Raw genomic sequence first — 25,989 nt, forward strand, 5'->3', positions numbered from 1 at the left:
GTTCAGGCTCCTTGCGCCGCACGGCGCGCCTTGCTGATCGTGTAATGCAGGCTTGACGGCTGCAGGATGGCGTCAAAGTTGACGGGTTCCTGGGCCGAGTGCACCACCAAGAGCGCGGTGATGGCGAAATTGAGGCGGTTGATCGAGCCTTCCTGGATTTCCAGCGAAGCGCGCACGCTGCGCAAGCGTGGCTCATGGCGCGCAATGGCTTTTTCCAGGCACTGGCAGATATACGCGCGGTCATCGGAACTCGACAAGCTCAGGCCGGCGAAATCATTGAGGCCATAGGTGACAATCGAGCGACCGCATTCGGGAAAATTTTTCAGCAGCGCTTCCGGTATCACGGTGCGCGTGTTGAGCAGCGCCTCCAGGTCGCGTGCCACGGTGTCTTTCAAATCTTCCAGCGACAGGCGCGAGACGGTGCTACTGGAAGCGCCCTGAACAGAGGTGTCCATCAGGCGGTCGAACAATCCCGGCGTAAAACCCTTCATCGGTATCCTGTCGTTGGCAGTAGGAAGGAACAAAAGGGCGGCCTGCGGCGGCCCTATGATTCAAGAGAATCAGTCACACAGACACAAGCCGGAGTCACCGTCGGCGGCTAGCCGGGGCGGCTTCATCCGGCAAGGGCCGTTGTCGATCAAATCGTCTTGTTGGCCGACAGATCCCAACCGCCAGAGGTATTGCCGCCGGAGCCACCACCAACTTTTTGCTGCGTGTATTTCCACTTGACCTTGGAATACTTGATCGACACGTTTTCGCCGAGGATGTCGCCAGCTGCGACGGACGGCGCCACGCTGCTGATCAGCACGTTTTCCAGCTCGATCTCGAAGTACTTGATGCGCTCGCCCTGGCCGTCAGCGCGCAGGAATTCGAACTTGGCTTTCGGGATCGTTTTACCGGATGAGCAATTTTGCAGCAGCAGCGGCGTGGCGAGGTCGGCCAGCTTGGCGACCACGATATCCTTGTGCTCGGTACGTTCGGCGGTATGGCCGCCGCCGGTCGAGGCGGTGGCGGACTTCGGCTGCAGCACTTCCCACTGGACCGACTTGCATTCGATCCAATCTTTGTGGGAGGTGTCGGTGGATTCGCCTTTGATACCATCAATTTGCAAGTAAACGTCGATTGCCATGTCATTCCTTTCGGTTATTTATGAAAAAATCAGGATTTGGTCGATTGCGGCAGCTCCGCGACCAAACGGAGTGAAACGGACAGCTCATCGAGCTGGAAATGCGGACGCAAGAAGGAAATGGCGCGGTAGACGCCCGGACGACCAGGCACTTCCGACACCTGCACCGATGCTTCGCGCAGTGGAAACTGGGCCTTTTGCTCCTGGCTGGCGTTATCGTCGAGCAGCACGTATTGCATCAGCCAGCGGTTAAGGAAGTCTTCGACGTTGGACGCGGCGGCAAAGCTGCCGATCTTGTCGCGCATCATCGCCTTCATGTAATGGGCGATGCGCGAGACGGCAAAGATGTATTGCAGCTGCGACGACAGAACCGCATTGGCATTGGCGGAATCGGTGTTGTATTTCTTGGCCTTCTGCGCCGACTGGGCGCCGAAGAACGCCGCGTAATCGGTGTTTTTGCAATGCACCAGCGAAATGAACCCCAGGTCGCTCAGCTCTTTTTCGCGCCGGTCAGTAATCGCAATCTCGGTCGGGCATTTCAGCGCCACTTCGCCTTCGTCGGTCTTGAATGTGTGGGTCGGCAAGTCTTCTACCAGGCCGCCACCTTCCACGCCGCGGATCGCCGCGCACCAGCCATAGTCGTCGAAGGCCGCCGTCAGCCTGGCGCCGAAGGCATAGGCGGCATTGCACCACAGGTATTTCTGGTGGTTGGTGCCATCGACATCCTCGACGAAATTGAAGCCGTCGACGGTGGCGCCATCGGCCGGATTGAACGGCAGCCGCCCCAGGTAGCGCGGCAGCGTGAGGCCGACGTAGCGCGCATCTTCCGATTCGCGGAACGACTTCCACTTCGCGTATTCGACCGTGTCGAACACCTTGGCCAGGTCGCGTGGTTTGCCGAGGTCGGCATAGCTTTCAAGGCCGAACAGCTCGGGCGATGCGGCCGAAATGAAGGGCGCGTGGGCTGCAGCGGCCACATGCGACATCTGTTCGAGGAAATACATGTCTTCAGGCTGGCGCGTGAACTCGAAGTCGCCCAGCAGCGCGCCGAACGGAGCGCCGCCGAAAGTGCCGAACTCTTCCTCATAGACTTTCTTGAACATAGTCGACTGATCGAATTCCAGCGCGCTCTGGAAATCGCGCACCAGCTCGCGCTTGGTGGCATTGAGCAGCTTGATCTTCAGGTTGGTGCCGGTGGGCGTGTTGTCGACCAGGTGATGCAGGCCGGTCCAGCTGCTTTCCAGCTTCTGGAATTCGGGCGCATGCAGGATGACGCTGAGCTGGCGTGAAATGAGTCTGTCCAGCTCGGCAACGCGCGCATCGATGGTGGCCGCCAGGTTGTCTGACACCACCACGGTGCCTTCCATCACCTGGCTGACCAGTTCTGAAATCAGGTCCTTGGCGCGTGCATGCTCGACGCTGGATTTGGCAACCTTGCTTTGTTCGACGATCTGGTCGAGCAAGCCGATATCGGTGGTCGCGGCGGCGCCGGACGCGGGGGTCAGTTGAGCGGACATGGGATCAGTCTTTCTTGGCGGTGGATTGTTGTTCCAGCTGGGCCAGCTTTTCCGTGCTGTTGAGCACGTCGTTGAGGAGATCTTCCAGTTTGTCGTTACCGGCCAGCTTGTTGCGCAGGTCGGCCAGCTTGGTACGCGCCTCGAGCAGGCGGCGCAACGGCGCCACCTGTTCCACCACCGCCTCGGGACGGAAGTCGTTGAGCGACTTGAAGCGCAAGTCGACGCGCAGCTGGCCACCTTCATCGCTGAGCTCGTTGGATACGCCAAACGCGGCGCGCGGCTCGACGCCCTTGAGCACCTCATCGAAATTGTCGCGGTCAATGCCGATGAACTTGCGGTCCTTCAGCCGTTTTTGCTCGACTTCGGAATTGCCGCCGAAGTCGCCCACGACGCCCATCACGAAGGGCAGTTCCTTGTTTTCAATCGCATCGCCGATTTCCACGTCATACGTCATCTGCACGCGTGGCGGCCGGACCTTTTGCAGGCGTTTTTGAACACTTTCTTTTTTTGACATGACACATCCCTTCACGAGTAAACGGCGGCATCCGTGATGCCCCTGGTAGATTGCCTTACTGCCTCAGCTTCACTTCAACCCATCGAAGGGATTGGCACTGCTGTCAGCAGTCTTGCCCTGGCCCTTGCGCGGCGGACGCGCCGGCGGCTTGTCGCGCGCCTGCGCCGAGGCCGGCGCCGGTACCAGCACGGTTTCGCCCAGGCTTTCGCGCAACAGTTTGGCCAGATCCTGCGATTCGGTGCGCAGCGGGCCGGACAGGTTGTTCTGGCGGCTCAGATCAGCCAATGCACGTGTCGACAGGCGCAGTCCGCTGATCGCAATGACGCTGTTGGCCAGCTTGTCGGCAGGGTCGCGCACCAACACTTCCTGGGCATGGATGATGGCATCGCCGTACTGGCCCGCCTCATAGCGGGTCTGGGCCATGCGGACCCATGGATTCTTATCGGCTGGAAATTCGACAGCGGCTTGTTTCCACAAACCCATGGCCGCTTCGTTATTGCCCGAACTGGCAGCCTGGGTCGCCTTTGCCATCAGCTCGTCGAGCGAGGGCGGCGCCGCCGTCTTGACCGCTGGTGCGGTGCTACAGGCACTGAGCGTCAATGCGCAAGCAACCGCGGCAAAAAAATGGAATGTAAATTGGCGAGACATGGTCTGATTTCCCTCAAAAAAAGATGACGTGGTCATTAAAATACTTGCAATTTATAGTTATCAAATTCAGTTGCTAAATTCTTATTTTTGCGAGACTAACACGGATTTAATATTGACTCCGTTCAATAGAAAATACGCGAAAACTCACATTTCCATCGACCGAAAAGGCAGGCACCATGCGGGAAACGTACCGTACGCACCTTTCTTCCAGATAATGTTAATGTTGTTGCAGTTGCGAAAAAAGCACATAATTTCTTACCGCAAAGATTGAATGATCGGACGCTCCGGCAAGGCGCCGATCGCGCTTCAAAAGAGCCCGGGAGCGACAGCGTTCTCCGCGCTTTTACTTCCTCGGAAAAAGGGCAATCGATGAGCATTACAAGCAAATTGTTATGGGGTGAAGGTCTGTTTCTGCGCCCCCAGCACTTCCAGCAACAAGACCAGTACCATGAACATCGCCTGCACGAAAGCATCAAGGCGCTGCATCCTTACGCATGGGGTGTCAACCACGTACAGATCGACCGCGATGCGCTGAGCAATAACACGCTGCGGCTGCTGGAACTGTCGCTGGTGTTCCAGGACGGCGAAATCTATAACGCTCCCGGCGCCGATGAATTGCCCGAGGCCCTGGACCTGAGCAAGCTGCTGCAATCACAGCAAACCGTCACTTTTTATGCCGCCCTGCCCGCTTTCAAGCATTTCGGCGGCAACTTTGCCGCGCCCGACCAGCCCAGCAGCGCAGCGCGCTACGCTCAAGCCAACCTGGAAACGCCCGACCTGTACACCCATGCAGCGCAGGCCGAATTGGTCTACTTGCAAAAATCGCTGCGTCTGGTGGCCGAATCGGAACCGCGCGATTCGTATGTGAATTTTCCGTTGCTGCGCCTGCGGCGCCTGTCGACCGGCGGCTTTGAGCCGGACCCGTCGTTCGTGCCGCCGAGCCTGTCGATCCGCAGCGCCCCGCTGCTGTTCCTGCAATTACGCCGCCTGATCGATGCGCTGCAGGCCAAGGTCAACGCCCTGTACGGCCACCACCGCGAGCCGAGCAAGAATGTGATCGAATTTCGCTCCGGCGACATGTCCTCATTCTGGCTGCTGCACACGGCCAGTTCGGCGTTCGCCTCGCTCAGTCATTATTTCCATCATCCGGCGCTGCACCCGGAGCGCCTGTACGAAGCGCTGCTGGCGCTGGCCGGTGCGCTGATGACGTTCTCGAAAACCCATGCGCTGGCCGACCTGCCAGCCTACCAGCACCTCGATCCCGGACCATCGTTCGCGCGTTTGCACGCGATCATCCGCGAACTGCTCGACACGGTAATCTCTTCGAAATATTTCGCCATTGCGTTGACCGAAGTCAAACCGTCTTACCATCACGGCAAGCTCGATTCGGGCAAGATCGACGACAAAACCGCGTTTTACCTGGGTGTCTCGGCCGACATGCCGGGCGTGGAACTGGTGGACGTGGTGCCGCTGCGCTTCAAGATCGGCGCACCGGACGATGTGGAGAAATTCGTGCTGTCAGCCCTGCCCGGCGTGCGCCTGCAGCACACGCCGCAGGTGCCGGCCGCCGTGCCGGTGCGGCCCGATACGTATTACTTCACCATCGAAGCGAAAGGCCAGATGTACGACCGCATGTTGCAGGCCCAGTCGATTTCCATCTACGTTCCGTCCGGCATGCGGGATCTGAAACTTGAACTTGTCGCCATCACTTCCTGAAGATAAACGATGAATGCAAACGCCCCCTCCCTGATGTCCGGCGGCTCCGCCGCTTATGCATCGAGCGTTCCGGCCGGCCCGGGTACCGAACACACGCTGACAGACCTGATGTACGACGGTTTCTATGCGCTGTTCATGCTGAAAAACGGCAGCGGCCCGCAAGACAATGCCGACTTCATCAGAAAAATGACGCAGTTTCTCGACGAGTTCGGAAACGCAGCAAAAAAACATGCTGCCTCGGCCGATGATATCGACGCCGCCAAATATGCATTTTGCGCGGCTGTCGACGAGATCATCCTGCGCTCGCCGTATGCCATCCGCGACGACTGGGCGCGCCGCCCGCTGCAGTTGGTGCTGTTCGGCGACCAGCTGGCCGGCGAGAACTTCTTCATCCGTCTCGAAGCGCTGCGCGCGCGCGGCAGCGCGCACCTGCAGGCGCTGGAAGTGTTCCACATGTGCCTGCTGCTGGGATTCCAGGGGCGATACATCCTCGAAGGCTCGGAAAAACTGGCCTACCTGACGGCCCGCCTGGGTGACGAGATCGCCCAGATGAAGGGCAAGAAAGCCGGCTTTGCGCCACATGCGGAACGCCCCGACCAGATTGCGCACAAGTTGCGCAACGACGTGCCGCTGTGGGTGCTGTGCTCGGTATTCGCGCTGATCTGTGCACTGGGCTACCTGGGTCTGCGCACCATGCTAGCCAAAAACACCGAACAACAGATGAACGCCTACAGCGATATCGTCAAGCTGGCACCGCGCACCGCCAACCTGACCATCACGTTGCCGTAATGAGCGGCCTGGCAACGACAGAAGCTGCCCCGGGGGTGTTCGGCAGCGGCCTATCGCAGCATGCGCGGCTGATTACGCTGGCCACGGCGCAGGAATCGAACCAGCCCGAATCGCTGATGGCCGAGCGGATGACGGGCCGCGAGGCGGTCAATGAGTTGTTCCGCTTCGAGGTCGATGCCTTGAGCACGGCGGCGGGCCTGGACCTTGCCAGCTTTCTCGGCGAAGAAATCACGCTCAAGCTGCTGCAGCCCGACGGCAGCTGGCGCGCCTGGCACGGACTGTGCACCGACTGCGGCTTTGCCGGCGCCGACGGCGGCGTGGCGCGCTACCGGCTGCGCCTTGAGCCCGCCCTGGCCTTGCTGGGCTTGCGCCGCGACAGCTATATCTTCCAGGACAAGAACGCGCGCGACCTCATTACCGAGCTGCTCGGCGACTATCCACAGGTCCGCTTCGAATTCGATGTCAGCCAGGAACTGGCGCCACGCCCCGTCTGGACGCAATACCGCGAAAGCGACCTGGCCTTCCTGACCCGCGTGCTCGCCTTCGAAGGCCTGAGCTGGCGCTTCGAGCACGAGCAGGAGGATGGCGCGGCGCAAGAAGGAGAACAACAGAATGCACAGCAGGCCAAGCACAAGCTGGTGATTTTCGACAGCAAGGCAGTTGCGCCGGCGACGCCCGGCGTGGCTGGCCTGCGCTTTCACGGCGTGCGCGCCAGCGATACCGATGACGCCATCGACAGCTTCAGCGCGCGGCGCCAGGTGCGCCCCAATGCGGTCGGCATCAGCAGCTGGGACCCGCAGCAACTGGCGGCGCCGGCCGCCGAACACAGCTCGAGCCTGCAGGCGGGCGAGTTGCCGCCCCTGCCGCTGTACGACGGCTCCGGCGAACGGCGCTATGCCGACAGCATGGCGGCCGATCCGCACGGCCTGCGCATGTTGCAGGCTCTGGAACTGGAGAACAAGCAATTCACGGGCGCTGGCGCGGTGCGGCGCATGGCGGCCGGCCACGCCTTTAACTTGTTGCAGCATGAACATTATGCCGACGGCGCCAACCAGTTCACCGTGCTATGGGTCGAGCACGAGGCACGCAACAATCTGGGCCCGGCCGGCGGCGCACTGACGACGCTACTGTCGAAACTGTCGACAGTAGCCAGCCTGAGCGACGTCGCCAGCCTGCTCGATGGCCAGCTCGAGGCCGGCACCTACCGCAATACCTTTGCTTGCGCGCGTACCAGCGTGGCCATCGTGCCGCCCGCCACCGCCGCGCGCCAGGCCAGCAGCGCGCTAGGGCCGCAAACGGCGCTGGTGGTCGGCCTGCCCGATAGCGTGGCGACCACCGGGCGCGATCATCAGGTACGCATCCAGTTCGCCTGGCAACGCGGCAGCGCCGCGAATCCGGGCGGCATGGCGCACAACACGGATCAACAGGGCAACGCGCCCGGCAATGAAGCGTCAGGCACCTGGGTGCGCGTTGCCGAAGCATTAGCCGGCCCGAACTGGGGCTCGCAATTTACGCCGCGCATCGGCACCGAAGTGCTGGTCGATTTCATCGAAGGCGACATGGACCGTCCGCTGGTAGTGGCCCAGCTCTATACCGGCAGCGACGCGCCACCCTACGCGGCCGGCGTCGGTTCGGACGTCAATCACGCCGGCGTCATTTCCGGCATCCACAGCCACAATTTCGATGGCGGCGGCTATAACCAGTGGGTGATCGACGATACGCCGGGCCAGTTGCGCACCCGCCTGGCGACGAGCAGCGCGGCCACGCAGCTGAACCTCGGTTACCTGGTACAGCAAGGCGTGGGCACGGCCCAGCGCGGCAGTTACCGCGGCAGCGGCTTCGAATTGCGCACCGACGCCTGGACCGTGCTACGCGGCGGCGAAGGCGTGCTCATCTCTACCACTGCCCGCGCACAGACTGGCGCGGGCATTGCCTCCACCCAGCTCGACACCACGGAAGCGTTGGCCCAGCTGAAAGGCGCGGCCGAACTAAACGAGTCGTTGGCCGAGGCCGCGCAGCAACAAACCGCCCTGTTCAGCCAGGATGCGAAACAGGCCCAGCTGGACCTGATCAAGCAGATCGATCCCCAGCAAGATGGTAAGTACGGGGCCAGTGTGGGCGGGCAGGAGGCGCTGAAGGCCAGCGCAGGCGAGCGCAAGCTGGCCGCCGACCAGCCGGTGGAAAAATTCGGCCAGCCGCTGGTACTGATGGAGGCGCCTGCCAGCATCAACTGGGCCACGCCAGGCTCGACCGTGCTATTTGCCGCCCAGCAGCTGCAATGGACGACGCAATCGGACCTGCACATGACGGCCGGCCACACCTATTCATCCGTGTCGGCCAGTGCGCAGGGGCTGTTTACCCACACCGGCGGCATCCAGGCGATTGCCGCCTATGGTCCCGTATCGCTGCAGGCACATACGGGGCAACTGGAAATCCTGGCCGACAAGGCCATTACCGTGATCTCGGTCAACGACAGTATCGACATCAAGGCCAATCAGAAAATCACGCTGCAGGCCGGGCAATCGTCGATCACGCTTGAAGGCGGCAATATCACGTTTGCGTGCCCTGGGAACTTTACAGTCAAGGGCGGCCAGCATGTGTTCAACGGCGGCGCCAGCGCGGCCGGCATGCTGGCAGCGCTGCCGGACACGCGTATCAAGCTGTTCGACGAAGGCTTTGTGCTGCGCGACCGCGACACGGGCGAACCGATGCCGCGCCAGCCCTACCGCATCAAGCGCGAAGATGGCAGCTATGAGAGCGGCATGACCGACGAAAAGGGCTTGACGCACGTGATTGCAGCCGCCGCCGCCGAGGCGCTGGTGATCGAGCTGCTGAAAACTGTGGGCGGCCAGGGTTCGGCACCGGCACCGGCATCCGCCCCCTCTTCAGCGCCGGCGCCGGCGCCGGCGCCGGTACCAGGTTCGCCAGGGCAGCCGGCAGCCAGGGCCAGCACCCCGCCAGAACCGAAATACAAGCCGGCAGGCGACTCCAGCACCACGCCGGTGGACAACAAGCGCCGCAAGGAAGTGCTGGTGAAGCTGCCGGCCTGCTGGATCGAAGACTACGAAAAGGAAATCGCCGGTCCCTCTTATGGCCGCTATGCGCAGCCTTTCCAGCACGACGGTACGCCGCACAAATACAAGGACAAGATTTGGTTCAAGCTGTACGTGCCGGCAAAATCAGACCGTCCGGTGGTGGTGGAAGTGCGTTTCAAGGCTATCACGGTACTCGACGCCGTAGGACAGGCACTGGAAGAGAGCGACAAGGGCACAGAATCAGCGGCGCTGCGCGCCAAGCAGCGCGCCTACGTGGTGACGGTGGCGCAGAAAAACGCGACGGCCGGCATCGAAGGCAACTGGAACAACAAGTTCCGGCTTGAAATCAATGATCCGCAATGCGGACAAAAAGTGTTGCCGGTGGTTTTCCGCGTCCTCTGGGTCGACGATAAGCAGCACTACACGCTGCAGATCCACAAGCGCTATGACCGCGAAAACGTTACCGGCGACGTGATGAACGTGTCGCTGGCAACGGAACTGACCACGTATGCGCATGAATTCGGGCATTGCGTCGGCATGCCCGACGAATACTCGTACACGGAGTTCGAAGAAACGGTACGCTATTTCAATCCGGACGGCACGCTCGACGAGCCCATCGTTTGCCACGTCAACGGCACCTCGCCGCAAGACCTGACGCAATCGATCATGTCGTATGCGGAAGGCGCGCGGATCCTGAAACGCCACGGCTGGAATATCGCGATAGAAGCGCAGGAATTGCTGAGCAAAAAAATTGGCAGGAAAATACGATGCGATATTGTCTGACCCTGCTTATCTATGCCATGCTGATGGCACTACCATTGAAAGCAAACAACATGACGAGCACCCACGCGCCCCTCTCCATCTCCCTGCAATGCCTGGGCAACACTGGCTGCATTTATCAGCGCAAGCCGATCGACGTGCTGGTCACCATCCGCAACGATGGCAGCCGCGATATCGGTTTCCCACTCGACTACCTGCGCAAGTCTGGCCCGATCGTCAAATTCATCGATACCGATACGGGCGCCGTCACCTACGCCCGCCGTGGCCTGGCCAATCCGGCGCTGAAAACTCAATTCACCACGATCGCGCCAGGCGCCTCGATTTCCATGGAAATCGATGTGCATCCGACCGACATTGAAACGTTTCGCATCAAAAAAGTCGATATCAGCGTGGAGGTGATACTGAAGGGCAACATACGCATCGATGGCGAAGCGGACCTGCAAGACTACCAGGGCGGCGCGAAGATACGCATCGTTGAAAAAGATGAGTAAGACCAGGCTGGCGCGGAGGCTGTACAGCATCCGCGTCTAACAGCAGCTGCCGTCGCCACTGAAAGGATATCGCCGTGCGTCTCTGGTTTCTTGCATTCGCCTCTTTGAACGACAAATTCGCCGCTACTTGCGCCCGCTATTGCAGTGCATCCTGGGGCCAGGAATATCAGGCGGGCGTCTCCAGCAGTCGCCCCAGCCGCGGCTGATCCCCAGCCGCCACAAAACAGGCAACCTGCCAGCGCTGGGTGCGCAGGGCCTGGGCAGATTCAGGCACACACCAGGGCGGATAGACGCGCAGCGCGCGCTTGCCACCGGCGCCGGCGCGCGACATCACGCCGCGTTCCAGTAGCACGCTGCGCGGAAAAATGAAAAAGCCGTGCTGCGCGCTGTCGCTAACGGCGATGATGACGACATCCACGCGGTCCGCTTCGTCCAACGGGGCAATCTCGGCATCGGCATGGGGACGCTTCCAGACGGTGACGAACTGGCCGATTTTCGTTGGCGTGGTTTTCGCCATGCGCAGCACCAGCCGCTTGCCGTCCAGTTCGGCACGGCAGGCGCCGTACTGCGCGCTTTCCGCTTCCAGCACGGGCGCTTGCGGCAATCCCAGGAAGGCCCACGGGCTGGCCTTCATTGCGCGCTGAACTCGGCTGCGGCCTTGGCCGCCCACAGCGCCTCGGCGTGGCTGGTGTACGGGCTGTCGTAGCCGTCGAGCGTGCCGTCTTCGTCGACAAAATACAGCCACCAGCCGTCGCCCTGTTCGCGGATGGCCGTCTGGCCCGGCGCGCAGTGGGCTGCCACGTCCTGGGTCGATGCGAGGGTGGTGATGGTGATGCCGTGGTGAGTAATCAGGTGGGGAGTCATGGAAAAATAAACCGCGCTAAATAAATAATGGCCCTAGTGTAGCCGCGCCGGGCGCCCGCTGGCCAGCGCGTCACAGAAAAAAGGCCGCAGGCATAAATAGCTTGCGCTACACTGGCCCCTCAAACGGAGGACAACATGGCATCACAGCAAGGCACCGTGGATTTTTTGCTCGATCAACTGGCGGGCGCCGGCAGCGTCAGCGCGAAAAAAATGTTTGGCGAGTACGGCTTGTATTGCGACGGCAAGATGTTCGCCATCGTCGCCGACGACCAGCTGTTCATCAAGCCCACGGACGCGGGACGCGCCTGGATCAGCGCGCAAGGCACGCTGCAGGAAGCGCCGCCCTACCCGCAAGCCAAGCCGTATTTCCTCGTCGATGGCGGGCTGTGGGACGAGCGCGACTGGCTGGGCCAACTGGCGCGGCGCACGACGGATGCCTTGCCGCTGCCGAAACCCAAGCCGCCGCCCAAGCCAAAAAAACCGGCGTCAGCCAGCTAGTACGCTGTTTTCGCACGCCTTGCCCTGCAGGAAGCATTGCAGGTTGTGATAGGTGATGGCGGCGATCTCGCGCAACGCTTCGATGGTGAAGAAGCCCTGGTGACCCGTCACCAGCACGTTCGGGAACGTCATCAGGCGCTGGAAGATGTCGTCGTCGATGATGTCGGACGAGCGGTCCTGGAAGAACAAATTGCTTTCCTGTTCATACACATCGATGGCAAGCGAACCCAACTGGCGCGATTTGAGCGCCTCGATGACGGCGCCGGTGTCGATCAGCCCGCCACGCGAGGTGTTCACCAGCATGGCGCCCTTCTTCATCAGCGGCAGCGTTGCTTCGCTGATCATGTGGCGCGTGCTTTCCATCAAGGGACAATGCAGGGAGACAATGTCGGATTCGGCCAGCAGCTGCGACAGCTCCACCATCGTGCCCAATTCTGCGAACGCGGTCGCCGGATATGGGTCGTGGCCCAGCACCGTGCAGCCGAAACCCTTGAAAATGCGCGCCGTGGCCAGGCCGATCTTGCCCGTGCCGACGATGCCCACCGTCTTGCCGTGCAAGGTGGCGCCCAGCAAGCCGTCCAGCGAGAAATTGCCTTCCCGCACGCGGGCATACGCGCGGTGCGTGTGGCGGTTCAGGGTTTGCACCAGGGCCAGCGTGTACTCGGCCACGGCTTCCGGTGAATACGCGGGCACGCGGGCAACAAAAAAGCCCAGGCGCTTCGCCGCTTCCAGGTCGAGGTTGTTGTAGCCGGCGCAGCGCAGCAGGATGGCACGCACGCCGTAGCCGTGCAGGGCTTCCAGCACTGGCGCGTCAAGCACGTCGTTGACGAAGACGCAGACGGCCTCGGCGCCTTGCGCCAAGACCGCGGTTTCCTGGCTCAGCAAGGCGCTGTGGTAGACCAGTTCGATGCCGGCAGGGTCGGGCTGGAACGGCAAACCTTCATCGAAGAAGCGGCGGTCGTAGGGCTGGCTGGCAAAGAAGGCGATTTTCATGGAGAGTCCTGGAACTTGCTGAATGGCAAAACAACATCATAACGCAAGCGCCCTGCTCCACGCCGTACGCCTGGCACTGGCTACCGCTTATTGAGGCTCACGGGGCAAGGTCAAGACATGGCGCAGATACGCCGTCTCGCCCGCGTGCCGCGCATGGTAGCGCTCGCGCGCGGCGCGCATGGCCGCCTGGTGGGCGGCGATACCGGTTTCTGTCAGCTCGACGCCGAAGTCCGCCGGCGGCCGTGGCGCGCCGCCGAACAGGCGCGCCAGGATGAAGTGGCCCACATTGTCGCGGTAGTGCGACGCTTCCCAGTAATAGCGCATTTCGCGCGCGCCCGTCACTTGCGGGATCGGCTCGCTGGTGATGCTGTTGAAGCCTGAAAAATCGTACACGCGCACGTCGCAGCCCTGGCGCCGGTAGCGCCCGGCCATCTGCGCCAGATCACGCTGCCACTGCTGCATGGCGTCCCACTTGCCGCGCCAGTACAGGGCGCCGAGCGTGAGCGCATGCGTGGGATTGATGTACACGCGCAAGCGCGTGCCGCCCCGGCATAGCTTGCCGACACTGGCATCAAAGGCTTGCAGCGCGGGCGCCGTCGGCCCCAGACCGTCGCCGAATTCCTGCAGTCGTGGCGTGAACGCGCGCGCCGTGCCGGCCCAGCCATGGTTGCGGCTGGTGATGCAGGACTGGTCGCGCTGGCCGTGAAGGGCCAGACTGGACAAGCACGCGCCGTCATAGCTGCCGCTGAGGATGCGCCAGCTGTCGCGCGTCATGTCCACCGTCAAGCCGCGCTTGAGGTTGAGCAAGGCGCGCCGTGCGAAAAAGGCGGGGCCGCCGTCCGTCAAGGCCGGCTCAACGCCGGCCGAGCCCAGTTCCATGGAAAACGAGGGTGCGTCGATGCCCCACACCATCGTGTCGACATGACTGACCCTGGCCGCGTGCTCGGCCAGCAAGATGGCGTCGCCGATCGAGGCGCCCGAGACAGCGCTGTTGAAGACGCTCTTTCCCTCGAACAAGGCACGCACGCCCGTCGGCAAGCCCATTTCCGTGCGCGAATTGCCGATATAGACGACGGCGGGCCGGTATCGCGCCACGGCATACGTCTTGCCCCACACGGCCAGCTTTTCATACGTGGGACGCAGGCGCTGCACCAGCGGCGTGTCCCACTGGTGCAGCAAATACGGATCGACGCGATAATTTACGGCGGAAACGAGGGCCAGCGCGGCCAGCACGCAGGCAAAGAAGAGGACGAGGTAGCGGCGGGCGTTGGTATCCATGATCAGAATTGAAAGTAGAGAAATTCGGTGACCCGGTTCATGCCGAAGATGCAGGCGACGAACAGCACGGCAAAACCCACGCTCCAGCGCCGCGTGGGCCGCCAGATGAAGGACCAGCGCCCTGCGGGTTGAAATATTCTTTCAATGGCAGGCTCGTAGAGAAAGAAAATTTCTTGCGTGTTCGGCGCCCTGAAGGCCAGCAGCATGGCGCCCAGCAGCACGGGCAAGCCCGGTCCCGCCAATTCGATCCAGCGGATGCCGTCGAAGGCCGGATGCATACCCCATTGCGCCAGGCTGGTCGCATGGCTGGCCAAGCCGCGCGGCAAGCTCACGCCGTTCGCCCCCACCAGCGCGCCCGCGATATCCCAGGCCGTGGACACGTCGGGCGCGCGGAAAAAGATCCAGGCCAGCATCACGGCAAGAAAGGTCAATACGCTTGGCCACCAGCGTGTCCGCGCCGCGCCGAATGCACGCTGCCACGCTTGCTGCAGCACCAGGTAGAGGCCGTGCAAGCCGCCCCAGATGACAAAGGTCCAGCCGGCGCCATGCCACAGGCCGCCCAGCAGCATGGTCAGCATCAGGTTGCGGTAGCGCATGGCTACACCATGGCGGCTGCCGCCCAGGGGAATATATAAGTAATCTCGCAAGAAACGCGACAAGGTCATGTGCCAGCGGCGCCAGAAGTCGGCGATATTGGCGGCCTTGTATGGTGAGTTGAAATTGAGCGGCAATTTCACGCCGAACAGGCGCGACAGGCCGATGGCCATGTCCGAATAGCCGGAAAAGTCAAAATACAACTGGAAGGTGTAGGCCAGCACGCCGATCCACGCTTCGATCAGGGTGGGTGTCACCCCGGCCGCGAAGACGGGCATGGCCAGCGGCGACAGGTTGTCGGCGATCAGCACCTTTTTTGCCAGGCCGATGGTGAAAATCGACAGGCCGATGGCGAAATTGGCGGCGCGCGGGTGGGCGTTGGCCGGGTCGGCAAACTGCGGCATCATGTCGCGGTGGTGCAGCACAGGGCCGGCGATCAGGTGCGGGAAATAGCTGACGAACAGCACGTAATGGATGAAACGGTATTCGCGCACCTCGCCCCGATAGCAATCGACGAGGAAGGCGATCTGCGTGAAGGTAAAAAACGAGATGCCGATCGGCAGGATGATGACTAGGCCATGCCACGGCAGGCTGGCAGCGCCGGCAAGCTCCGCGACGGCATCCACGCTGTCGATGAAGAAATTCGCATATTTGTAGTACGCGAGCAAACTCAGGTTCAGCGCCAGCGCCGCCACCAGCACGCGCTTGCGGGCTGCGCCCGCGCTGGCGCCGATCAGGCGCCCGGCACCGTAATTGACGCAGATCGAGGCCAGCAGCAGCGGCAGGTAACGCACATCCCACCAGGCATAGAAGAACAGCGAGGCGAGCGCCAGCCACATGGCCGGCGCCAGGCGCCAACTGGCGGAAGACGCCCAGCGGTCCAGCAGAAAATAGCCGGCCAGCACGATGGGCAGGTAGCCGAACAGGAAGGCGAAGGAATTAAACAGCATGCTGCCTCCTGGCCGTCAAGGACTGGGCCTGGCAGTAACAATCGGCAATCTGCGCGGCCACCCGTTCCCAGGTAAAACGTTCCACCAGGGCTTGCACGCGGGAGCGCTCGGGCGGCAGCGCCAGCAGTTCGAGGATGGCTTGGCGTTGCGCGCGGCCATCGTCCCAGCGCACCTTGCGCAGCGCAAACGCGGAGTCGGGCAAGTCCAGCGCGCTTTGCGCCGTCATGACGACGGGCGTGCCGGCCGCCAGCGCTTCGAGCACGCTCAAGGGAAACACTTCGCCCTGGCTGGGCAAGGCCGCCACGGCCGCCGCATGGTAGGCGCTGGCCAGCAGCGGGTCGGCATGGTCTAGCGCGCCCAGCCAGCTGACATGCGGCAAGTCCAGCAACTGTTGCAGATACGTTTGCTGTTCGCGCGGCGCGGCGCCGATCAGCACCAGGGGCAAGCTGGCGCCCACCAGCGCCTGCGCCAGTCCCAGCTGATTTTTATACGCTGAAATGCTGCCCGTCATCAGCACGAACGGTCCGGCGATGCCCGTCTCGCGCAGGAACAGATCGCCATTGGCCGTGAAGAAATGCGGGTTGATACCGTTGGGCAAGACGCGGATGGCGTCGGCCCGCATGCCGAAACCTTGCACGATGGCGTCGCGCTCGGCCTCGCCCAAGGCGATCACCACGTCGGCCAGCTGCAAGGCGCGCCGCGTCTGCGCATAACTGGTTTGCACCATCCATTCCGTCAGGCGTCCCGCCAGCCGGTCGGCCAGCCGCGCGCGCCAGGCGCTGGCGCGCCCCCAGCCGGGCGACAGCAGCGGCGACAGCACCACGGGCACGCCTTGCTCGCTGGCCATTTCCATGATGCGGTAAGTGCCATTACTGGCCGAAAACACGTGCAGCACGTCGAAATCGGCCAGCCGCTGGTGGTTGGCGTCGACCAGCTGCACCTCCAAAGGGCGCGCCGCCTGCTGGGGCAAGCGGTTCAGGGCGGCAATGGTTTCGCGTACCTGGATCTGCAAGCCGCCGTCGCGCTGGAACAGCATCGGGTAGGACAAGATACCGACACGCATGGTCATCCTTTCGTGCGCCCGCGCCGCTAGCGGCTCAATGCGGTGATTTGACTGCCAGCCAGCGGCCAGACAGCTTGCGTTGCAACAACAAGAATTCGCCAGCGAGCTCATGCTTCAACAGGAACAGACCGGCCAGCCAGCTCAGCAAGGTGGCCAGCGCCGTGCCCATCAACGCCAGCAGCGCCGGTGTCTCAGGCGCCAACCACAGCAGCGCAGCGACGGGCGCCACGGCGCTGATACCGCAGAGCAGCAGACTCTTGCGCAAGGCCCGCGCCAGGATGCGCCAGTCCAGTGCGCTCAAACGCCGCAGGCAGCCGTAGTTCAGCCAGCTGCGCAGCACGTTGCTGAGCACCACGGCCCAGGCCATGGCCACCAGACCGAACGGCGCCGCAGCCAGCAGCAGCGCCACCTTCATTACGCCAGCGCAGGCATCGAGCCGCACCTGCGCATGCAGCTGGCCCGTCGCCACGAACAGGTAGCGGGCCATGCTGAACATGCTATACACGGCAGAGGACAGGCACATGATGCGGATCAAGGGCACACAGCCGATCCATTGCGCGCCGTATAGCACCTTGACCAAGGGCAAAGCCATGCAGGCGAGGAAGAGAAAGAAAGGCCAGGCCAGCGCCGTCATGTAGCTGATCGTGCGCAGATACACGAGCTCCGCCCCGCCCTGCCCGCCCTGGCCCCCCCCTTCCCGCGCGCGCGCCGCGAACAGGGGAAACACCACGGGCGAGATGGCGCTGGTGATGGCCTGGTTGAAAATATTCAGCACGCTTTGCGCCTTGCCGAACAGGGCCAGGCTTTCAATGCCGATCAGCTTGCCGATGATGAGGTCCGGCGCCGCCACGCCCGCCTCGTCGACCAGGCCGCCGCCCGTCGCATACGCGCCAAAGCGGGCGATGGCGCCCATGCCGCGCCGTCCCGGCAGCCACGGCAGATCGCCAGGGCGCACCAGCAGGCTCACCAGCAGCGAAGCGCAGGAACCGGCCAGCGCCGCCCACACCATGCTCATGTAACTGTAACCATGCAGCGCCAGCAGTACGGCCACCAGCAGGTTGATCACGCTATTGGCCGCGTTGATGGCGTAGATGGCGCGAAAACGCAACTGGCGGCGCAGCATGGGTAGCGTTAGCGCACTGAACGGGATCAGCAGGAAATTGATCGCCAGCAGGCGCAGCACGAGGGTCAGCCGGGGTTCGCCATAGAACTGCGCCAGCGGCGCGCTGGCCAGCAACACCAGGCCCGCCAGCAGCCAGGCGACGAGCAGGCTGGTGGCCAGCGCGGCGCGCAGTTTCACGGCATCGAGCTGCTTTTCCTGGATTAGGTATTGGCCCACGCCAAAATCGCGCACCACTTGCGCCAGCGCCACCAGCACGGCGCCCAGCGAATACACCCCCACCTCGGCCGGCGTAAGCAGGCGCGACAGCACCATGGTGGCGATGATGCCCAACAGCAGCACCGTGTATTTTTCGGCGAAGGAAAAGAAAAACGAATGGCGGGTGGCGCTCATGCGGGCCGCCCGCGCCTATACCAGGCCCGCATAGAATTGGCGCAGCTGGCGTTCCAGGCGCGGCATCGAATAGCGCTGCACGGTTTCTTCGCGCGCCAGCCGTCCCATGCGCGCGCGCCGGGGCGTGTCCGCCAGCAGCTTTGCCACGGCCGCGCAGGCAGCGTGCTCGTCGTCGAGCGGCAGCAGCAAGCCGCCCCCGCTGTCGTGCAGGATATCGTGCGTGCCCGGCACATCCGTGCCCAGCGCCGGCACGCCGCAGGCCATGGCTTCGATGGTGGCGATGCCGAAGCCTTCGTTTTTACTCAGCAGCATATGCAGGTCGAAGGCCGGCATCAACAGCTCGATGCGTTGCTGGAAGCCGGCAAACACCACGCGATGCTGCAAGCCCGTCTGTTGCGCCTGCAGCCGCAGCATGGCTTCCAGCGGCCCCGTGCCCACCAGCACTAAATATAGGTGGGGAAACTGCGCGGCCAGCCTGGCAAACAGAGCCAGCAGCGCTTGCGGGCGCTTTTGCGCGGACAATCTGGCCACGCAACCGAGCACCAGCGCGTCCGGCGGCAGCCCGAATTGCCGCCGCGCCAGCGCCCGCCGCTCGGGCGAGACGACGAAGGTATCCGTATCGACGCCGTTCGGGATCACGGCCAGCCGCGTGGCGGGCGGCAGCATGTCGCGGTACAGGTCGAGGAAATGCCGCATGGCAGACGGCGACACGGCATACACGCCTTTGACGCTGCGAAACGCTTCTTGCAAGCGGGGCCGCTGCCAGGCGCTGAAGGTTTCCAGCGGAAATGCATTGTGCACGCTGATCACGGCCGGCAAGCGGCACTGCCGCGCCAGCCACAGGATGGAAGCGCCATAACTGGTCCAGCAAAACGCCACGTGGACCAGGTCGGGCCGCAGCCGCCGCAGCCGCCAGGCGCCCGTCAGCCTGGCGCGCAGCAGATTCCAGCGGCGCCACGCCCAGTGTTCGAGAAATAGCGGCGGTTCATACACACGCACTTGCATCTGCCTTGCACGCAAGCCTTGCGCCCAGGCAGTAAAACCGGGAAAGCGCCGCAGCGCCAGCACGCTGTCATAGCCGCTCTCGCCCAGCACTTTCGCCTCTTGCGCCATGCGCAGCTCCATACCGCCCAGCTCGCCCGAATAACTGCTGATGACGATGCGCGGCAGGCGTTTGCGCCGTCCCCGCCAGGCTTCATGGAAAAAGCCGCGCAGCCAAGCCCGTTCCCACTGGCGCAGGAACAGGTCGGCGTGGTCGCGCCGCAGCCAGGCCCGCACGGCGCCGAGCGTATCGCGCACGTACCTGCCCAGCATCCAGCGCGGCACGCCCAGCCATTCCACGCTGGGCGCGAGCGTGGCCAGCCGGCATTGGCCCCGGCCAAACAACATGGCGCGGTGCAGTATCCAGGCGCGCTGCACTTGCTGTGGGCGGATGATATGCGCCACCCTCGCTTTCGGACAGAACCAGGAAGGGTTGCCGGCCGCATGCATCTCCAGGTTGAGCCGGGTTTCGCTGCCCATGGCGTAGCTGCTTCCCTGCGGGCCGATGCTTTCGTCATAGCGGGCGCCCGCCTCGAAGATGCGGCGGCGAATCGCCATGTTGGCGCCCCAGACTAAGCCCGGATAGATGGGCGCATCGCGCAATTCGGGGCTGGTGATGCCCCACGTCAAGCCAACGGGGGTCAGTCGCAGCAGCCAGTGGGCCGGTTGTTCGCGCCAGGCGGGCACGATGGCGCCGCCGAACAGGGCGTAGCCGGGGTGGCTGCGCGCGCTGTCCTGCAGGCGGCACAGCCAGTCGGGCGCGGGTATGGCGTCGTCGTCGCCAAACACGAACAGCTCGCTGCCATCGCCGCCCTGGCGCAAGGCGTGCTTGAGCGCGCCATTCAGGGCGGGACTGCGGCCGCGCCGCGCCACGTAAACCGAGCTCAAGGGCAGACGACCGCGAAAGGCGGCGATCACCTGGGCCGTGGCGTCCGAGCTTCCATTGTCGGCAATGACCAGGTGCCAGCCGCCCACGGGCGGGCGCAGCGCCATGTAGGCGCGCAATACCTGGGGCAAGGTGCCGGCGCCATTGTAGGTCGCCATGAGAACGGTCAACAAAGACATGCCTCCTTGGTCTTACCATGACAAAACTGATGCACAGTTTCAACAACGCTGAGCAGTATTAATCCAGTGTACTGAAGCCCGCCCGCCAGCCCGTTGACAGGCATCAATACCATGCCAACCGGGCCAAAACCAGGAGCCTCCCCTTCATGCGCGACATCGTGATCACCATCATCATCCTGGGTTCCCTGCCTTTTATCCTCAAGGCGCCGGCCATCGGCGGCCTGATGTGGGTCTGGGTCAGCGTGATGAACCCGCATACGCAGGCCTGGGGTTTTGCCACCCATATGCCGTTCGCCTTCATCATCGCCATCGCCACCATGCTCAGCCTCTTGACGACGCGCGAACCGAAAAACCTGCCGCTCACGCCCGTCAGCGTGCTGCTGTTGTTGTTCGTGGCGTGGATGAATGTCACGGCGCCGTTCGCCCTGCTACCTGAAGCGTCATGGGTGCAATGGAACAAGGTCATGAAGATCATGCTGATGAGCTTTGTGATCATGATGGTGATACGCACGCGGCGCGACATCGTGCGCCTCGTGTGGGTGCTGGTAGGCTCGATCGGCTTTTACGGCGTGAAAGGCGGCATCTTCACCATTCGCAGCGGCGGCACCGAGCGGGTCTGGGGGCCGGAAGAAACGTTTATTGGGGATAACAATGCGCTGGCCCTGGCCCTGATCATCACCATCCCCCTCATGTATTACCTGCAGCAAAGCACGGACAAACGCTGGCTGCGCCATGGCCTGACGGCGGCAATGCTGCTGTCGGCGCTGGCGGCGCTGGGCTCGTATTCGCGCGGCGGGCTGCTGTCCATCGCCGCCATGGGCTTGTTCATGTGGCTGAAAAGCGACCGCAAGCTGGTGCTGGGCGCGTTGCTCGGTGCGGTCGCGCCGCTGCTGCTGGCCTTCATGCCCGAGCGTTGGGCCGAACGCATGGACACCATCAACACGTATCAGGATGATGTCTCTGCCATGGGCCGCCTGAATGCCTGGCGCATGGCCTGGAACCTGGCGCGCGACCGCTTTCTTGGCGGCGGCTTCGATGTGTCCGACGCCAGCATCTTCGCCCGCTACGCGCCGAACCCCATGGATGTGCACGCGGCGCACAGTATCTATTTCCAGGCGCTGGGCGAACACGGCTTTGTCGGCTTGTTGATTTACCTGGCGCTGGGTATCGCCACCTGGCGCACGGCCGCCGCCATCATCCGCCGCACGCGGGGCAAGCCGGAACTGCGCTGGGCGCACGGCCTGGCCACCATGAGCCAGGCCAGCCTGATCGGCTTTGCCGTGGGCGGCGCCTTCCTCAGCCTGCTGTATTTCGACATGCCGTACTACCTGATGGCCGCCCTGATCGCCACGCGCATCATCGTCGAGCAGCCAGCGCCCACCCGCACCCCCAACGCCAGCGCCCGCCAAGCCAAGGCCCGGGCCGCCATCGCGGAGCAGCCATGACTGCCACTTTGTCCATTTTGATTTACCACCGCGTGCTGGCGCGACCCGATCCCCTATTCCCCGGCGAAGTGGACGCCCGGCTGTTCGAGCGCCAGCTACGCCTTTTAAAACGTTTCTATACGCCGCTGCCGCTGAGCGAGGCCGTGCAGCGGCTGCAGGATGGTAACTTGCCGCCGCGCGCCGCCTGCATCACCTTTGACGACGGCTATGCGGACAATGCGCAAGTGGCTCTGCCGCTGCTGCAGCGCCATGGCTTGCACGCCACGTTTTTTATTGCCACGGGCTACCTGGACGGCGGACAGATGTGGAATGACACGGTGATCGAGGCCGTGCGCCATGCGTCCGGTCCCGTACTCGACTTGCAGGAACACGGCCTGGGCTGCCTGCCCCTCGCCAGCCTGGCACAGCGGCAAGCCGCCATCGCCACCTTGCTGGGTCAGCTCAAATACCTGCCGTTCGCACGGCGCCAGCAACTGGCCATGCAGATCCGCCGTCAGGCTGGCGCCACGGCGGGCCAGGCCGCCATGCTGAGTACGGCGCAGCTGCGCCAGTTGCATACGGCCGGCATGGGCCTGGGCGCGCACACGGCCAGCCATCCGATTTTGTCCACCTTGCCGGACCACGCCGCGCGGCTGGACATCGCCAACGGCAAGCGCCAGCTGGAAAGTTTGATCCAGACGCCCGTCTCCCTGTTTGCGTATCCGAACGGCAAGGCCGGGCGCGATTATGGCGCGCCGCATGTGGCAATGGTCAACTGCCTGGGTTTCAAGGCGGCCGTGGCCACGGACTGGGGCGTGGCGCGCCCCGGCGCGGGGCTGGACCTGCTGCAACTACCGCGCTTTACGCCGTGGGATCGAGGACGCCTGGCATTTCTGTGGCGCTTGCGGCAAAACCGCCGGCAAGCGCACCCAGCGCGCCCGGATGCTGGCTGAGCCACTGTTCCAGCATCAGCAGCAGCCACACCATGGTGCCGTGATAGGCCGGATGTTCCGCCAGCAAGCGTCCTTGCAGATCGTCGATGAAGGCGGGCCGCACGATGCCGCGCCCGCGCAGCTGCGTCAGGTTATCAAAGGCAAATTCGCGCAGCGGTGCGTGACTGTGCAGCCACTGGCCGAAAGGCAAGCCGAAGCCGTGCTTTTTCTTGCGCACGATGGCCGGCGGCAAGATCTCCGCCAGTGCCCGCTTGAAGAAGGGCCGCAACTGCCTGCCATGGAGCTTGTCCCGCGGCGCCAGGCGCGCGGCAAACGCCACCATCGCATCGTGCAGGAAGGGAAAGGCCGCTTCCACGCCCGCCAACTCGCAGGCCTTGCGCACCTTGAACAGATCGTTGTCGGCCAAAGTAAAACGCATGTCCAGCGCCAGCAGTTCATTGATCTGGCTCAAACCCTGGCCTTGCCGCTGCCAATAGGCGCCATTCACGCAGCCGGGCGCCATGCCCGGGGCGATGGTGTCGATGAAGCCCGCTTCCAGCACCGTGCCATGGCCATGACGCAGCAGCAGGTTATAGCTGTCGAGTCTAGCCGGCAGCGGCAAGCTCGCTTGCTCGATGTAGCGGCGCGCCTTGTCGCCCAGCCGCCACGGCTTGCCCCTTTTTTGGCGGAAGAGCAGCGGCTCGATGATGGCCTGGCGCAGCATGGCGGGCAAGCGCTCGTACTGCGACAGCAAGGCTTGGTGCGCATAGCGCTCATTGCCGCCAAACAATTCGTCGCCACCGTCGCCGCCCAGCAAACGCCTCACGCCATCCTCGCGCGCCATCTGCGCACAGTAAAAGGCGGGAATGGCCGAGGCATTGCCGAAAGGCTGGTCGAAAATGGCCGCCATGGCGGGAATGGCGGCCAGCACATCGCTGGGTGTCACGTAGCGCTCGTGGTGGATGCTGCCCGCGTGGCTGGCAGCCAGGCGCGCATACGCCATTTCGTCATAGCCGGGAGAGTCAAAACCGATGGAATACGTGCGCGCGGGCCGGCCCGTGACTTGCCCCATGATGGCGGCCAGGGTGGAACTGTCCGTGCCACCGCTGAGAAACGCGCCCGTATCGGCCCCATCCGCACCCAGGTTACTTTCCACGGCCAGGCGCAGCAGGCGCAGGAATTCCTGCTTGTTGCTGGCAAAGCTGGCCCGCGTGCGCGCCGCGCTGGGCTCCTGGAAGGTCAGCTGCCAGTAGCTGCCCTTGCATTGCTTGCCACCGCGCACATGCAGGTATTCGCCAGGCAGCAAGCGCTGCTGGCCCAGGTAAGCCGTGGCCGGGCCGGGCACCATGTGGAAATACAGGTAGTGATACAGGGCTTGCGGATCGAGTGCCCCCCGAACGGACGGATGGGCCAGCAAGGCGTCGTGCGAGGAGGCAAAAAACAGGCCCTGCGCATTGTTCGCATAGCTGAGCGGATGCATGCCGGCGCGATCCACGGCCAGCAGGGCAGAGCCGGAAAAAGCGTCGAGGATGGCCAGCGAAAATGCTCCGGACAGGCAGGCGCAGGCAGCCACGCCCCGGCTCAGCCACAGGGACGCGAGGCGGCTCGCCACATCGTCCGCCGAACCGTCGAGCACGGGCCGGCCCCAGATCGCCACTTGCAAGCCATCTTGCTGGTGCACATGGCGGCAGCCATCGATGGCTGCCACGGCCATGCCGCCCACGTCGCTCAAGCTGACGGCCAGGGGTGCGTCATCAAAACGCGACAGCGGTGCAGCCATGGCCGCCAAGGTGGCCCGCGCCGCGCCATCGGCTGCCGTGCCGCTCTCCGCGGCAAGGCAGGAAGCCGCCGCCAGCCAACCGCACAGGCCGCTCATACGAGCACCTCGGCCGGCAGCGGATGGCCGAGAAAGGCCGTCGGGCTGGCCGTCAAGCCATACGCGCCCGACTGGAACACCACCACCAGGTCGCCCTCTTCCGCGCGCGCCATCTCCATCTGGTCGGCCAGCAAGTCCAGCGGCGTACACAGCGGCCCCACGACGGACGCCACCTCGCGCCCGTCGCCCTGCAGGCGGTTGCCGATGGCGACCGGGTAATTCTTGCGGATCAGCTGGCCAAAATTGCCGGAGGCCGCCAGATGATGGTGCAAGCCGCCATCCGTGACAAGAAAGACTTGCCCATGCGACACCTTGCGTTCCAGCACTTTGCACACATAAATACCGGCCTCGGCCACCAAGTAGCGGCCCAGTTCCAGGTTCAGGCGGGCGCCGGGCGCCGCCTGGGCCAGGATGTCGAGCTGCCGCTGCAAGCCTGCGGCCACGGGCGCCAGGTCGAGCGCTTGGTCGCCGGGGAAATACGGCACGCCGAAGCCGCCGCCGATATTCAGGGTGCGCAAGGGCGACGGCGCGCTGTCGGCCAGCTGCAGGGCCAGTTGCACGCTCAGGGCCTGCGCTTCGGCCAAGGCGGACGCCGACAGATTTTGCGAGCCGGCATACAGGTGAAAGCCGTGGAAATCCAGCCCCAGCTGGCCGATGCGGCCCAGCAGCGCCGGCACCAGGGCCGCATCGACGCCAAACGGCTGCGCGCCGCCGCCCATGCGCATGCCCGTGCGGCGCAAGGCGAAATCGGGATTCACGCGCACGGCCACTCTGGCCGCCACACCCAGCCGTTCACTGGCCAGCGCCGCCTTTTCCAGCTGGGCGCCAGATTCCACGTTGATCAGCACGCCTGCTGCCACGGCCCGCGCCAGGTCGCCATCGCTCTTGCCTGGCCCCGCAAAACTGATGCGCGACGGCGTCATGGGCGTATCGAGCGCCGTCGCCAGTTCGCCGCCCGACGCCACGTCGATCCCATCGACCAGGCCGGCCAGCCACTGCACCACGGCCGGCATGGGATTGGCCTTCATGGCGTAATGCACGAGCACGCCGGTGGGCAAGGCGGCGCGCAGTTCGGCCACGCGGCGCGTGATGTGCGCGCGTTCATACGCATAGAACGGCGTGCTGCCCACGCGCTGGGCCAGTCGGCGCAAGGGCATGCCGCCGATCTCCAGCATGTCGCCAGCCACGGCGAACTGGCGCAGGGGCGCGTGCGACGGCAGTTCAAGCCTATCGGGGCTATCGGGGCTATCGGGGCTATCCGGGCGATTCAAATGGGCGTCTT

At 63.6% G+C, this 25,989-nt stretch carries 22 protein-coding genes; 7 read left to right on the forward strand and 15 right to left on the reverse strand.

Going from position 1 to position 25,989, the window contains the following annotated elements:
- Positions 1 to 2: 2 nt before the first annotated feature.
- The 5 genes from tssE to ACQ4W7_RS10740 form a co-directional block, all read right to left on the reverse strand.
- Positions 3 to 491 carry a type VI secretion system baseplate subunit TssE gene (gene tssE, locus ACQ4W7_RS10720; RefSeq protein ID WP_436530343.1) on the reverse strand — a complete coding sequence of 163 codons (489 nt, stop codon included), beginning with the start codon at positions 489 to 491 and terminating at the stop codon, positions 3 to 5.
- 146 nt (positions 492 to 637) lie between these two features.
- Positions 638 to 1,129, reverse strand: coding sequence for an Hcp family type VI secretion system effector (locus tag ACQ4W7_RS10725; protein ID WP_034752191.1), 492 nt, complete (start codon positions 1,127 to 1,129; stop codon positions 638 to 640).
- 29 nt (positions 1,130 to 1,158) lie between these two features.
- Positions 1,159 to 2,643, reverse strand: coding sequence for a type VI secretion system contractile sheath large subunit (gene tssC, locus ACQ4W7_RS10730; protein WP_426071029.1), 1,485 nt, complete (start codon positions 2,641 to 2,643; stop codon positions 1,159 to 1,161).
- A 4-nt stretch (positions 2,644 to 2,647) separates the two neighbouring features.
- Entirely contained in the window at positions 2,648 to 3,157 is a 510-nt protein-coding gene (gene tssB, locus ACQ4W7_RS10735; RefSeq protein WP_426071028.1) for a type VI secretion system contractile sheath small subunit, read from the reverse strand.
- Positions 3,158 to 3,226: 69 nt separating this feature from the next.
- Complete coding sequence (locus tag ACQ4W7_RS10740) at positions 3,227 to 3,805, reverse strand: tetratricopeptide repeat protein (protein WP_426071027.1); 579 nt, start codon at positions 3,803 to 3,805, stop codon at positions 3,227 to 3,229.
- 369 nt (positions 3,806 to 4,174) lie between these two features.
- On the opposite strand from ACQ4W7_RS10740, the gene tssK reads away from it, so the two are divergent.
- From tssK to ACQ4W7_RS10760, 4 genes are read left to right on the forward strand one after another with little or no spacing between them, the layout of a single operon-like run.
- Positions 4,175 to 5,521, forward strand: a complete 1,347-nt coding sequence (gene tssK / locus ACQ4W7_RS10745) for a type VI secretion system baseplate subunit TssK (protein WP_426071026.1) — start codon at positions 4,175 to 4,177, stop codon at positions 5,519 to 5,521.
- A 9-nt stretch (positions 5,522 to 5,530) separates the two neighbouring features.
- On the forward strand, positions 5,531 to 6,310 hold the full coding sequence (icmH, locus tag ACQ4W7_RS10750) for a type IVB secretion system protein IcmH/DotU (RefSeq protein WP_426071025.1): 780 nt from the start codon (positions 5,531 to 5,533) through the stop codon (positions 6,308 to 6,310).
- Complete coding sequence (locus ACQ4W7_RS10755; protein WP_436530347.1) at positions 6,310 to 10,128, forward strand: type VI secretion system Vgr family protein; 3,819 nt, start codon at positions 6,310 to 6,312, stop codon at positions 10,126 to 10,128. Before icmH ends, ACQ4W7_RS10755 begins: the two co-directional genes overlap by 1 nt.
- A 50-nt stretch (positions 10,129 to 10,178) precedes the next feature.
- Entirely contained in the window at positions 10,179 to 10,616 is a 438-nt protein-coding gene (locus ACQ4W7_RS10760; RefSeq protein ID WP_426071023.1) for a hypothetical protein, read from the forward strand.
- 166 nt (positions 10,617 to 10,782) lie between these two features.
- On the opposite strand, the gene ACQ4W7_RS10765 is transcribed toward ACQ4W7_RS10760, so the two are convergent.
- Entirely contained in the window at positions 10,783 to 11,250 is a 468-nt protein-coding gene (locus tag ACQ4W7_RS10765) for a MepB family protein (protein ID WP_426071022.1), read from the reverse strand.
- The gene (locus tag ACQ4W7_RS10770; protein ID WP_426071021.1) at positions 11,247 to 11,480 is read right to left on the reverse strand and encodes a hypothetical protein; all 234 of its coding nucleotides are present in this window, start codon (positions 11,478 to 11,480) and stop codon (positions 11,247 to 11,249) included. The genes ACQ4W7_RS10765 and ACQ4W7_RS10770 overlap by 4 nt, the downstream gene beginning before the upstream one ends.
- A gap of 135 nt (positions 11,481 to 11,615) precedes the next feature.
- Here ACQ4W7_RS10770 and ACQ4W7_RS10775 point away from each other — a divergent pair, with 135 nt between their 5' ends.
- Positions 11,616 to 11,978, forward strand: a complete 363-nt coding sequence (locus tag ACQ4W7_RS10775) for a TfoX/Sxy family protein (RefSeq protein WP_436530350.1) — start codon at positions 11,616 to 11,618, stop codon at positions 11,976 to 11,978.
- On the opposite strand, the gene ACQ4W7_RS10780 is transcribed toward ACQ4W7_RS10775, so the two are convergent.
- The 6 genes from ACQ4W7_RS10780 to ACQ4W7_RS10805 form a co-directional block, all read right to left on the reverse strand.
- Positions 11,967 to 12,971 carry a 2-hydroxyacid dehydrogenase gene (locus ACQ4W7_RS10780; RefSeq protein ID WP_426071019.1) on the reverse strand — a complete coding sequence of 335 codons (1,005 nt, stop codon included), beginning with the start codon at positions 12,969 to 12,971 and terminating at the stop codon, positions 11,967 to 11,969. The two genes, ACQ4W7_RS10775 and ACQ4W7_RS10780, sit on opposite strands and share 12 nt — an antisense overlap.
- Positions 12,972 to 13,058: 87 nt before the next feature.
- Entirely contained in the window at positions 13,059 to 14,249 is a 1,191-nt protein-coding gene (locus ACQ4W7_RS10785) for a hypothetical protein (RefSeq protein WP_436530352.1), read from the reverse strand.
- A 2-nt stretch (positions 14,250 to 14,251) separates the two neighbouring features.
- On the reverse strand, positions 14,252 to 15,793 hold the full coding sequence (locus tag ACQ4W7_RS10790; protein WP_436530354.1) for an MBOAT family O-acyltransferase: 1,542 nt from the start codon (positions 15,791 to 15,793) through the stop codon (positions 14,252 to 14,254).
- Positions 15,783 to 16,856 (reverse strand): glycosyltransferase family 4 protein, encoded by a 1,074-nt coding sequence (locus ACQ4W7_RS10795; RefSeq protein WP_426071016.1) that lies wholly within the window; start codon positions 16,854 to 16,856, stop codon positions 15,783 to 15,785. Before ACQ4W7_RS10795 ends, ACQ4W7_RS10790 begins: the two co-directional genes overlap by 11 nt.
- Before the next feature lie 34 nt (positions 16,857 to 16,890).
- Positions 16,891 to 18,369, reverse strand: coding sequence for a lipopolysaccharide biosynthesis protein (locus ACQ4W7_RS10800; protein ID WP_426071015.1), 1,479 nt, complete (start codon positions 18,367 to 18,369; stop codon positions 16,891 to 16,893).
- Positions 18,370 to 18,384: 15 nt separating this feature from the next.
- Entirely contained in the window at positions 18,385 to 20,469 is a 2,085-nt protein-coding gene (locus ACQ4W7_RS10805) for a glycosyltransferase (RefSeq protein ID WP_436530357.1), read from the reverse strand.
- A 152-nt stretch (positions 20,470 to 20,621) separates the two neighbouring features.
- Between ACQ4W7_RS10805 and ACQ4W7_RS10810 the strand changes: the two genes are divergently transcribed.
- Together ACQ4W7_RS10810 and ACQ4W7_RS10815 are read left to right on the forward strand one after the other, a co-directional pair.
- Positions 20,622 to 21,920 carry a putative O-glycosylation ligase, exosortase A system-associated gene (locus ACQ4W7_RS10810; RefSeq protein ID WP_436530359.1) on the forward strand — a complete coding sequence of 433 codons (1,299 nt, stop codon included), beginning with the start codon at positions 20,622 to 20,624 and terminating at the stop codon, positions 21,918 to 21,920.
- Positions 21,917 to 22,852 carry a polysaccharide deacetylase family protein gene (locus ACQ4W7_RS10815; RefSeq protein ID WP_436530361.1) on the forward strand — a complete coding sequence of 312 codons (936 nt, stop codon included), beginning with the start codon at positions 21,917 to 21,919 and terminating at the stop codon, positions 22,850 to 22,852. The genes ACQ4W7_RS10810 and ACQ4W7_RS10815 overlap by 4 nt, the downstream gene beginning before the upstream one ends.
- On the opposite strand, the gene ACQ4W7_RS10820 is transcribed toward ACQ4W7_RS10815, so the two are convergent.
- Entirely contained in the window at positions 22,761 to 24,707 is a 1,947-nt protein-coding gene (locus ACQ4W7_RS10820) for an asparagine synthetase B family protein (protein ID WP_436530363.1), read from the reverse strand. The two genes, ACQ4W7_RS10815 and ACQ4W7_RS10820, sit on opposite strands and share 92 nt — an antisense overlap.
- Positions 24,704 to 25,882: a pyridoxal-dependent decarboxylase, exosortase A system-associated gene (locus tag ACQ4W7_RS10825; RefSeq protein ID WP_436530650.1), complete on the reverse strand. Its 1,179-nt coding sequence runs from the start codon at positions 25,880 to 25,882 to the stop codon at positions 24,704 to 24,706. Before ACQ4W7_RS10825 ends, ACQ4W7_RS10820 begins: the two co-directional genes overlap by 4 nt.
- Positions 25,883 to 25,989 lie beyond the last annotated feature (107 nt).

This window comes from Janthinobacterium algoris, assembly GCF_051380935.1.
Taxonomy (GTDB): Bacteria; Pseudomonadota; Gammaproteobacteria; order Burkholderiales; family Burkholderiaceae_D; genus Janthinobacterium.

Excerpts from the sequence above, each read along its gene's own strand:
- tssB (WP_426071028.1), bottom strand. The coding sequence starts at position 3,157 with ATGTCAAAAAAAGAAAGTGTTCAAAAACGCCTGCAAAAGGTCCGGCCG.
- ACQ4W7_RS10780 (WP_426071019.1), bottom strand. The coding sequence starts at position 12,971 with ATGAAAATCGCCTTCTTTGCCAGCCAGCCCTACGACCGCCGCTTCTTC.
- tssE (WP_436530343.1), bottom strand. The coding sequence starts at position 491 with ATGAAGGGTTTTACGCCGGGATTGTTCGACCGCCTGATGGACACCTCT.
- ACQ4W7_RS10820 (WP_436530363.1), bottom strand. The coding sequence starts at position 24,707 with ATGAGCGGCCTGTGCGGTTGGCTGGCGGCGGCTTCCTGCCTTGCCGCG.
- ACQ4W7_RS10785 (WP_436530352.1), bottom strand. The coding sequence starts at position 14,249 with ATGGATACCAACGCCCGCCGCTACCTCGTCCTCTTCTTTGCCTGCGTG.
- ACQ4W7_RS10740 (WP_426071027.1), bottom strand. The coding sequence starts at position 3,805 with ATGTCTCGCCAATTTACATTCCATTTTTTTGCCGCGGTTGCTTGCGCA.
- ACQ4W7_RS10775 (WP_436530350.1), top strand. The coding sequence starts at position 11,616 with ATGGCATCACAGCAAGGCACCGTGGATTTTTTGCTCGATCAACTGGCG.
- ACQ4W7_RS10765 (WP_426071022.1), bottom strand. The coding sequence starts at position 11,250 with ATGAAGGCCAGCCCGTGGGCCTTCCTGGGATTGCCGCAAGCGCCCGTG.
- ACQ4W7_RS10815 (WP_436530361.1), top strand. The coding sequence starts at position 21,917 with ATGACTGCCACTTTGTCCATTTTGATTTACCACCGCGTGCTGGCGCGA.
- ACQ4W7_RS10790 (WP_436530354.1), bottom strand. The coding sequence starts at position 15,793 with ATGCTGTTTAATTCCTTCGCCTTCCTGTTCGGCTACCTGCCCATCGTG.
- ACQ4W7_RS10770 (WP_426071021.1), bottom strand. The coding sequence starts at position 11,480 with ATGACTCCCCACCTGATTACTCACCACGGCATCACCATCACCACCCTC.
- tssK (WP_426071026.1), top strand. The coding sequence starts at position 4,175 with ATGAGCATTACAAGCAAATTGTTATGGGGTGAAGGTCTGTTTCTGCGC.
- ACQ4W7_RS10725 (WP_034752191.1), bottom strand. The coding sequence starts at position 1,129 with ATGGCAATCGACGTTTACTTGCAAATTGATGGTATCAAAGGCGAATCC.
- icmH (WP_426071025.1), top strand. The coding sequence starts at position 5,531 with ATGAATGCAAACGCCCCCTCCCTGATGTCCGGCGGCTCCGCCGCTTAT.
- ACQ4W7_RS10825 (WP_436530650.1), bottom strand. The coding sequence starts at position 25,882 with ATGCTGGAGATCGGCGGCATGCCCTTGCGCCGACTGGCCCAGCGCGTG.
- ACQ4W7_RS10755 (WP_436530347.1), top strand. The coding sequence starts at position 6,310 with ATGAGCGGCCTGGCAACGACAGAAGCTGCCCCGGGGGTGTTCGGCAGC.
- ACQ4W7_RS10800 (WP_426071015.1), bottom strand. The coding sequence starts at position 18,369 with ATGAGCGCCACCCGCCATTCGTTTTTCTTTTCCTTCGCCGAAAAATAC.
- tssC (WP_426071029.1), bottom strand. The coding sequence starts at position 2,643 with ATGTCCGCTCAACTGACCCCCGCGTCCGGCGCCGCCGCGACCACCGAT.
- ACQ4W7_RS10760 (WP_426071023.1), top strand. The coding sequence starts at position 10,179 with ATGACGAGCACCCACGCGCCCCTCTCCATCTCCCTGCAATGCCTGGGC.
- ACQ4W7_RS10810 (WP_436530359.1), top strand. The coding sequence starts at position 20,622 with ATGCGCGACATCGTGATCACCATCATCATCCTGGGTTCCCTGCCTTTT.
- ACQ4W7_RS10795 (WP_426071016.1), bottom strand. The coding sequence starts at position 16,856 with ATGCGTGTCGGTATCTTGTCCTACCCGATGCTGTTCCAGCGCGACGGC.